A 302-nucleotide genomic window follows, 5' to 3' on the forward strand; every position below is an offset into this window, starting at 1 on the left:
GGGTGGTCAGTGTTTGAGGGCGTCCTTGGCCTTCGCGCCGGCCTGCTTGGCGTCGCCCTTCATCTGCTCGCTGCGGCCCTCCGCCTCGAGGCTGCGGTTGCCGGTCGCCCGGCCGACGGTCTTCTTCGCGCCGCCCTTGACCTCTTCGGCCTTGTGAGCGATCTTCTTGCCCATAGTCATGGCTGATGTCCTTTCCTGAGTGATCGCGAGTGGTCGTGAGGGGTGGCCCGTGGCGGGCCTAGCCGGTCCCGAACAGGTGCGGCCTGCGGTGCCCGCGCTCGGGCTCGGCTTCCGGCTCGTCG

Annotated in this window: 1 protein-coding gene; it reads right to left on the minus strand. The window is 69.2% G+C overall.

Annotation, left to right across the window (positions count from 1 at the left end; all coding sequences use genetic code 11):
• Positions 1 to 6 precede the first annotated feature (6 nt).
• Entirely contained in the window at positions 7 to 180 is a 174-nt protein-coding gene (locus AA75_RS46865; RefSeq protein ID WP_082527173.1) for a CsbD family protein, read from the minus strand.
• Between the last annotated feature and the right edge of the window lie 122 nt (positions 181 to 302).

Source organism: Kitasatospora sp. MBT63 (genome assembly GCF_000710465.2).
Lineage (GTDB): Bacteria > Actinomycetota > Actinomycetes > Streptomycetales > Streptomycetaceae > Kitasatospora.